The organism is Novosphingobium sp. UBA1939 (assembly GCF_002336885.1).
Lineage (GTDB): Bacteria > Pseudomonadota > Alphaproteobacteria > Sphingomonadales > Sphingomonadaceae > Novosphingobium.
Genome location: NZ_DDFB01000049.1, coordinates 7,638 through 14,550, shown reverse-complemented (window position 1 = coordinate 14,550; position 6,913 = coordinate 7,638). Strand labels below are relative to the sequence as shown.

Below are 6,913 nucleotides of genomic sequence, written 5' to 3'. Positions count from 1 at the left end.
GCCAACCAGCGCATGCAGATCATCACCGGCCCCAACATGGGCGGCAAGTCCACCTTCCTGCGCCAGAACGCGCTGATCGTGCTGCTGGCGCAGGCGGGCGGGTTCGTGCCCGCCGAGGCCGCGACGATCGGCATGGTCGACCGGCTGTTCAGCCGCGTCGGCGCGTCGGACAACCTTGCGCGCGGGCGATCGACCTTCATGGTCGAGATGGTCGAGACCGCCGCCATTCTCGCGCAGGCCAGCGAGCGCAGCTTCGTCATCCTCGACGAAGTGGGGCGTGGCACCTCGACCTACGATGGGCTCGCGCTCGCCTGGGCGGTGGTGGAGGCGGTCCACGGGGTCAACCGCTGCCGTTGCCTGTTCGCCACGCATTACCACGAACTCGCGCGGCTGGCCGAAAGCTGCGATGCGCTGTCGCTCCACCACGTTCGCGCGCGCGAATGGAAAGGCGACTTGGTGCTGCTGCACGAACTGGCCGAAGGGCCGGCGGACAAGAGCTATGGCCTGGCCGTCGCCCGGCTCGCCGGGGTGCCCGCGCCGGTGGTGCAGCGGGCGAAGGCCGTGCTCGACAAGCTGGAGAAAGGCCGCGCCTCCACCGGGGGCCTCGCCGCCGGGCTGGACGACCTGCCGCTGTTCGCTGCCGCGATCGAGGCGGTGGAGGAAAAGGTCGATGCCTTGCGCGACCGGCTCAACGGCCTCGACATCGACGCGCTGTCCCCGCGCGAGGCGCTGGACCTGCTCTACGAACTGAAGGCACAGGCGAATGGTTGAACTCACCACGGTCGGCACCCGGCGCGTGCTGTTCGTGATGGCGGCGGAACCGGAATACGGCCCGCACTTGCGCGCCCGGTTTACCCCGCTGATCACCGGCATCGGCCCGGTGGAAGCCGCGCTGCACACCGGCGTCGCGCTGGCCCGGCTGGAAGCGGCGGGGCAGTTGCCGGACCTGATCGTCTGCCTCGGCTCGGCCGGATCGCGCCGCTGCGCGCTGGGTTCGGTCCACCAGATCGCCAGCGTCTCGTGGCGCGACATGGACGCCTCGCCGCTCGGCATCGAGCCCGGCGTGGTGCCCTATCTTGACGAGCCGAAAGAGCTGCCACTGGAAACCCCGCTGGACCTGCCTGTCGCCACGCTGTCTAGCGGGGGCGACGTGGTCAGCGGCGACCACTGGGACCGCGTCTCGGCCGACATGGTCGACATGGAAACCTACGCCGTCGCCCGCGCCGCGCGCACCTTCGGCGTGCCGCTGATCGGCCTGCGCGGCGTCAGCGACGGCCCCGGCGAACTGGCCGGCGCGCATGACTGGCACAAGCTGCTCGGCTACCTTGATGGGGAGCTGGCCAGGGCGGTGGACCTGCTGGCGGCACATTCCGGCTGACTTCATTCCGCAGGGAAGTATTGCCCCTTGGCGAAATCTCGCATGAAGGCGCTGCCGACCGGTGCCTTAAGCAGATCAAGGAAGCTGTCGTCCTTGTTCAGGACTGCGCCCAGAGCAACGTAGCTGACAGAGCGATTGTCGATCGGATCAGCACCCGGATGACCGTCCTGCCCGCGTATACGCCAGCCGCTGTCGGGGTATTTGTCTTCCTTGTCCGTCATGTCCGGCTCTTCGCGATAGACATATTCTGCTGGGACAATCCCGTTCAGCACGCAATCATCGACGAGGCAACGCTCCCAATATGCCGCGTGCTTGTGGAACGGCGGGTGCAATTCGGGAGCATCCCATTCAATGTCGAGGATGTTCCCGATACCGAATGCCACTTCGAGGCCGAGCTGCAATCCGGGCTCCCACGGTTCATTGGCGAGCGTTCCGGTGAAATCCAGCCCCGATTTGCCGGTGACCTTCACCCACATTCGTTCACCGCCGTAATCCTGCGTCTCCCACTCATACTCGAAGCCCAGTTTGACGAGGTCGCCAACCGAGACCTGAATGCGCTCTTCCCGTAGCGGTACGAAGAAGGTGTAAGGGGCTTCCGACGTAGCGGCGTCCGCATCGCGCAGGTGGAAGGGAAAGCTTTCCGTCACAACGACAGGAACAATCCCGCCAGCGCCGCGCTCATCAGGTTGCTCAGCGCGCCGGCCAGCAGCGCGCGGATGCCGAGTTTGGCGATCATCGGGCGCTGGTTGGGGGCAAGGCCGCCGGTCACCGCCATCTGGATCGCGATCGAGCTGAAATTGGCGAAGCCGCACAGCGCGAACGTGACCAGCGCGACGCTGACCTTGGACAAGCCGGTGTCCTGCCCCAGTTCGATGAAGGCGACGAATTCGTTGAGCACGATCTTGGTGCCGAACAGGCCGCCCGCCTGCATCGCTTCCGCCCAGGTGGGGGAGCCGAGCAGGTAGAACATCGGCGCGAAGATCGTGCCGAGGATCTGCTGGAACGAGAGGTCGGGATAGCCAGCCAGCCCGCCCAGCCAGCCGAGGATGCCGTTGGCGAGCGCCACCAGCGCAACGAAGGCCAGCACCATCGCGCCCACCGCCACGGCCAGCTTGACCCCGGTCTGCGCGCCCTGGCTGGCCGCCATGATGAGGTTGGCGGGGCGTTCCTCATGTTCTTCCGCCACCGGTTCGCCGCTGGCGGCGACGCCGGGCTGGCTGGTCACGTCATCGCGGTTCAGCGCGGCCGCGGCCATGCCGGCGGGCGGCACCAGCGTGGGCGGATCGTGCGGGTTGGGCAGCGGATCGGCCGCGACGTCGGCCGGCGTCGGCGGCTCGTCGGGCATCATCGTCTTGGCCATGAGGATGCCGCCGGGCGCCGACATGAAGGCGGCGGCGACCAGATAGTCGATGCGGATACCCATGCTGGCATAGGCGGCCAGGATCGTGCCCGCCACGCCGGCCATGCCCACGGTCATCACACAGAACAGCTGCGACGGATTGAGCGCGGCGAGATAGGGGCGGATCACCAGCGGCGCCTCGCTTTGCCCGACGAAGATGTTGGACGCGGCGCACAGCGATTCGACCTTGCTGATGCCCGTGATCTTTTCCAGTCCGCCACCGATCCAGCGGATCACCAGCTGCATCACGCCAAGGTAGTAGAGGATCGAGATCAGCGCGGCGAAGAAGATGATCACCGGCAGCGCCGAAATGGCGAAGCTGGTCCCGCCGATCTCGGGCTTGGCGAGCGGGCCGAACAGGAACGTCACGCCCGCCTTGGCGAAGCCGAGCAGCCGCTCCACGCCGTGCGCGGCGGCCTGCAGCGCGGCGTTGCCCCACGGCAGGTAGAGCACCAGCGCGGCGAAACCGGCCTGCAGGGCGAAGGCTGCGCCCACCACGCGCGGGCGGATCGCGCGGCGGTTGGTGGAAAGCAGGAAGGCGACCAGCAGGATGATACCCATCCCGACGAGGCTCAAGACAACGCGCATCGGGGGCTATCGGCTCCGGACGATGAAGGAGGGAAAGACGAACTGGTTTCTCCCGCTCCTAAACGGGATTTGGCGGCCGGTCAAAATCCCGCTATCGCCCGTCCATGCAAGAAACCGCCCCGCACCGGGCCGCACCGGCGCCACATCCCCCGATCCCCTCTTCGATCCCCCGCTCCCTGTTCGCGTTCGCGCTGCTCTATGGCGGGCTGGCCGTGCTGGCGGGCGTGCTGGGCACCAAGCTCGCCTCGCTGGGCCACTGGCCGCTGCTGGGCGATCTGGCGGTCGAATCCGGGATCTTCGCGTTCCTGCTGCTGGTGATCCTGGCCAGCGCCGTGGCCGAGCTGTTCGGGCAGGATATGGCGAACCGGCTGGTGCGCTTCGGTTTCGTGCCGCTGATCGTGTCGATGGTGCTGCTTTCGCTGGTCATCCATGTGGTGCCGCCGGCGCCGTTCTGGTCGGATCAGGAGGCTTTTGCCCGCCTGCTGGGGCAAGGCGCGCGGATGCAGTTCGCCGGGCTGATTTCCTACGGCACCTCGCAGACGCTCAACGTCTATCTGTTCTCGCGCATTGCCGGCGGTCAGGGGCGGCTGCTGATGCTGCGCGCGTGGATCGCCAGCATGCTGTCGCAGATCGTCGATACGGTGCTGTTCATCACGATCTCGTTCTACGGGCAGGACCTGCCGATCGGCGCGATCATGGAAGGGCAGATCATCTCCAAGCTGGTGCTGTCGACGATCATGGTGCCGCCGGGCATCTGGCTGTTCGTACGGCTGGGGCGCTGGCTGGACGCGCCACGCTGACCCGCGCGCACGAAAACGCTTTAATTTCGCGCCAAGGGGCGTAAGGGCGCGGCCATTATGGCCACGAACCACGAAATCTCCGATTCCTATCGCGCTGCGATGCTCGCCAAGGCGGAAACGCTGACCGAGGCGCTGCCCTATCTCCAGCGCTATGCCGGCAAGACCTTCGTGGTGAAGTATGGCGGGCACGCCATGGGCGATCCCGAACTGGCCCACGATTTCGCCGAGGACATCGTGCTGCTGAAGGCGGTGGGCATCAATCCCGTGGTGGTCCACGGAGGCGGGCCGCAGATCGGCCGGATGCTGAAGGCGCTGGGCATCGAATCGCAGTTCGTCAACGGCCTGCGCGTCACCGACAAGCAGACCGCCGAAGTGGCCGAAATGGTCCTGGCCGGCGCGATCAACAAGGAACTGGTCGGCTGGATCGCCCGCGCGGGCGGCAAGGCCATCGGCATTTCGGGCAAGGATGGCGGCATGGTCGTGGCCCGCAAGGTCCAGTCCAAGGCGCCCAAGGCGATCGAGGACGACGGTGAGCCGCTGGTGGTCGACCTGGGCTTCGTGGGCGAGCCGGACCGGATCGACACAACGGTGATCGACACCATCTGCGCCGCCGGCATGATCCCGGTGATCGCGCCCATCGGCGTGGGCGAGGACGGCGCGACCTACAACATCAACGCCGACACCATGGCCGGCTGCATCGCCGCGGCGCTGGGCGCATCGCGCCTGTTCCTGCTGACCGACGTGCCCGGCGTGCTGGACAAGCAGAAGAACCTGCTGACCGACCTGACGCCCGCCGACATCGCGGAACTGGCGCAGGACGGCACGATCAGCGGCGGCATGATCCCCAAGCTGGAAACCTGCGTCCACGCGGTCGAGGCCGGGTGCGAGGCGGTGGTCGTGCTCGACGGGCGCGTGCCGCACGCGATGCTGCTGGAAATCTTCACCTCGCGCGGCGCCGGCACGCTGATCCGGGCGTGACCGGGCGAAAGCCGGGAACGGAACCGGCGGTCGTGCGTCCCTTTTCCATGGTGCGCTCTCGCATAGTCCCCTCGCTTGCCCTGCTGCTGGCCTCCTGTGGTGGCACGCCGCCCGCGCCCGAACCGAGCGACACGGACAGCGATGCCATCGCCGAGCTGGCATCGGAAGCGGTGCCGGCCCCCTCGCCAACACCCACCGCCGAGATCACCGAACGCGGCGTGCCATCGGCCTCGCGTGATCCCGCCGAGGTGCTGACGGCCTGGGGCAAGGCCGTGGAAATGCGCGACTGGGAGACCGTCCGCGCCTATTGGGGCGACAAGGGTACCCGCAGCGGCTTGGACGAACGCGCCTTCGCCGCGAAATGGAGCACCCTGCTCGACCCGCGCGTGGCCGTGGGCAAGGGCGAAAGCGAGGGCGCGGCAGGCTCTCTCTACTACACCGCCCCCGTCACCGTCACCGACGGCACACGAGTGCTGAAAGGCGATGTCGTGCTGCGCCGCGTGAACGACGTGCCGGGCGCGACCGAGGAGCAACTGCGCTGGCATATCGAGAGCACCACGCTGACTCCGTAGGGGTCCGCCACAGGCTCCGGTTGCCTTTCCGCCCGTCTCTCGGCTAACAGCCGTATCGACCGTCGGAAGAAGAAAGCGCCCATGTTCCTGTACACGCTCGTCGCCATGATCAGCTACCTCGTGCAGATCATCACCGTGGTGGTGATCGTACAGTTCGTGCTGGGCCTGTTGATTTCGTTCAACGTCGTCAACATGCACAACAATGGCGTCGCCGCGATCTGGCGGGCGCTGAACGCCATTCTCGATCCGCTGCTCAACCCCATCCGCCGGATCATGCCCGAAACCGGATCGATCGACCTGTCGCCGATGGCGCTGATCATCGGCCTCAACCTGCTGATGATCCTGCTGAGCGGCCTTGCCGCATCGGGATATTGACCTCCCGCCACCGGACGGAATGGCTTGAAGGAATTGCAGAGATGACTGCTGCCGTGATCGACGGAAAGGCCTTTGCCGCGAACCTGCGGGGCGAAGTGGGCAAGCTGGCCGCCGCGTTCGAGCAACAGGCCGGCCGCAAGGCGGGCCTTGCCGTGGTGCTGGTGGGCGAAGACCCGGCGAGCCAGGTCTATGTCCGCTCCAAGGGCAAATCGACGCTCGAGGCCGGCATGGCGAGCTTCGAGCACAAGCTGCCCGCCGATACCGCCGAGGCGGACCTGCTGGCGGTGGTGGAACGGCTCAACGCCGATCCCGCCGTCGACGGCATTCTCGTCCAGCTTCCCCTGCCCGGCCATATCGACGAGCAGAAGGTGATCGCCACGATCAACCCCGACAAGGACGTGGACGGCTTCCACGTCACCAACGCCGGGCGCCTCGCGGTGGGGCAGCCGGGCTTCGTGCCCTGCACCCCGCTGGGCTGCCTGATGCTGCTCAAGGACCGGCTCGGCGATCTTTCCGGGCTGGACGCCGTGGTCATCGGCCGTTCGAACATCGTCGGCAAGCCGATGGCGCAACTGCTGATCGCCGAAAGCTGCACCGTCACCGTCGCGCACAGCCGCACGCGCAACCTGCCGGACGTGGTGAAGCGGGCGGACATCGTCGTCGCCGCCGTCGGCCGCCCGGAAATGGTCAAGGGCGAATGGATCAAGCCCGGCGCGACCGTGATCGACGTGGGCATCAACCGCGTGGCCGGAGCCGAGGGCAAGACCCGGCTGGTGGGCGACGTGGACTATGCCGGCGCGGCCGCCGTGGCCGGCGCGATCAC

Annotated in this window: 9 protein-coding genes; 7 read left to right on the top strand and 2 right to left on the bottom strand. The window is 67.2% G+C overall.

Going from position 1 to position 6,913, the window contains the following annotated elements; translation table 11 throughout:
* A partial coding sequence (locus B3547_RS07705; RefSeq protein ID WP_414690513.1) for a MutS-related protein occupies positions 1–771 on the top strand: 771 nt, incomplete at its 5' end.
* Positions 764–1,378, top strand: a complete 615-nt coding sequence (locus tag B3547_RS07700; protein ID WP_292961794.1) for a 5'-methylthioadenosine/S-adenosylhomocysteine nucleosidase — start codon at positions 764–766, stop codon at positions 1,376–1,378. The genes B3547_RS07705 and B3547_RS07700, both read left to right, overlap by 8 nt.
* Before the next feature lie 2 nt (positions 1,379–1,380).
* Here B3547_RS07700 and B3547_RS07695 read toward each other — a convergent pair whose 3' ends face one another.
* Both B3547_RS07695 and B3547_RS07690 read right to left on the bottom strand, forming a co-directional pair.
* Positions 1,381–2,025: an immunity protein Imm33 domain-containing protein gene (locus B3547_RS07695; RefSeq protein ID WP_292961792.1), complete on the bottom strand. Its 645-nt coding sequence runs from the start codon at positions 2,023–2,025 to the stop codon at positions 1,381–1,383.
* The gene (locus B3547_RS07690; RefSeq protein WP_124810467.1) at positions 2,022–3,365 is read right to left on the bottom strand and encodes a NupC/NupG family nucleoside CNT transporter; all 1,344 of its coding nucleotides are present in this window, start codon (positions 3,363–3,365) and stop codon (positions 2,022–2,024) included. Before B3547_RS07690 ends, B3547_RS07695 begins: the two co-directional genes overlap by 4 nt.
* A 104-nt stretch (positions 3,366–3,469) precedes the next feature.
* Here B3547_RS07690 and B3547_RS07685 point away from each other — a divergent pair, with 104 nt between their 5' ends.
* The 5 genes from B3547_RS07685 to folD all read left to right on the top strand — a co-directional run.
* Positions 3,470–4,165 carry a queuosine precursor transporter gene (locus tag B3547_RS07685; protein WP_124810468.1) on the top strand — a complete coding sequence of 232 codons (696 nt, stop codon included), beginning with the start codon at positions 3,470–3,472 and terminating at the stop codon, positions 4,163–4,165.
* Positions 4,166–4,222: 57 nt separating this feature from the next.
* Positions 4,223–5,143 carry an acetylglutamate kinase gene (argB, locus tag B3547_RS07680; protein ID WP_124810469.1) on the top strand — a complete coding sequence of 307 codons (921 nt, stop codon included), beginning with the start codon at positions 4,223–4,225 and terminating at the stop codon, positions 5,141–5,143.
* Positions 5,144–5,175: 32 nt separating this feature from the next.
* Complete coding sequence (locus B3547_RS07675) at positions 5,176–5,715, top strand: hypothetical protein (protein WP_292961785.1); 540 nt, start codon at positions 5,176–5,178, stop codon at positions 5,713–5,715.
* Positions 5,716–5,796: 81 nt separating this feature from the next.
* Entirely contained in the window at positions 5,797–6,090 is a 294-nt protein-coding gene (locus B3547_RS07670) for a YggT family protein (protein ID WP_124810471.1), read from the top strand.
* Positions 6,091–6,131: 41 nt separating this feature from the next.
* Positions 6,132–6,913 (top strand): bifunctional methylenetetrahydrofolate dehydrogenase/methenyltetrahydrofolate cyclohydrolase FolD (gene folD, locus B3547_RS07665; RefSeq protein WP_292961782.1); only part of this gene is annotated, 782 nt, incomplete at its 3' end.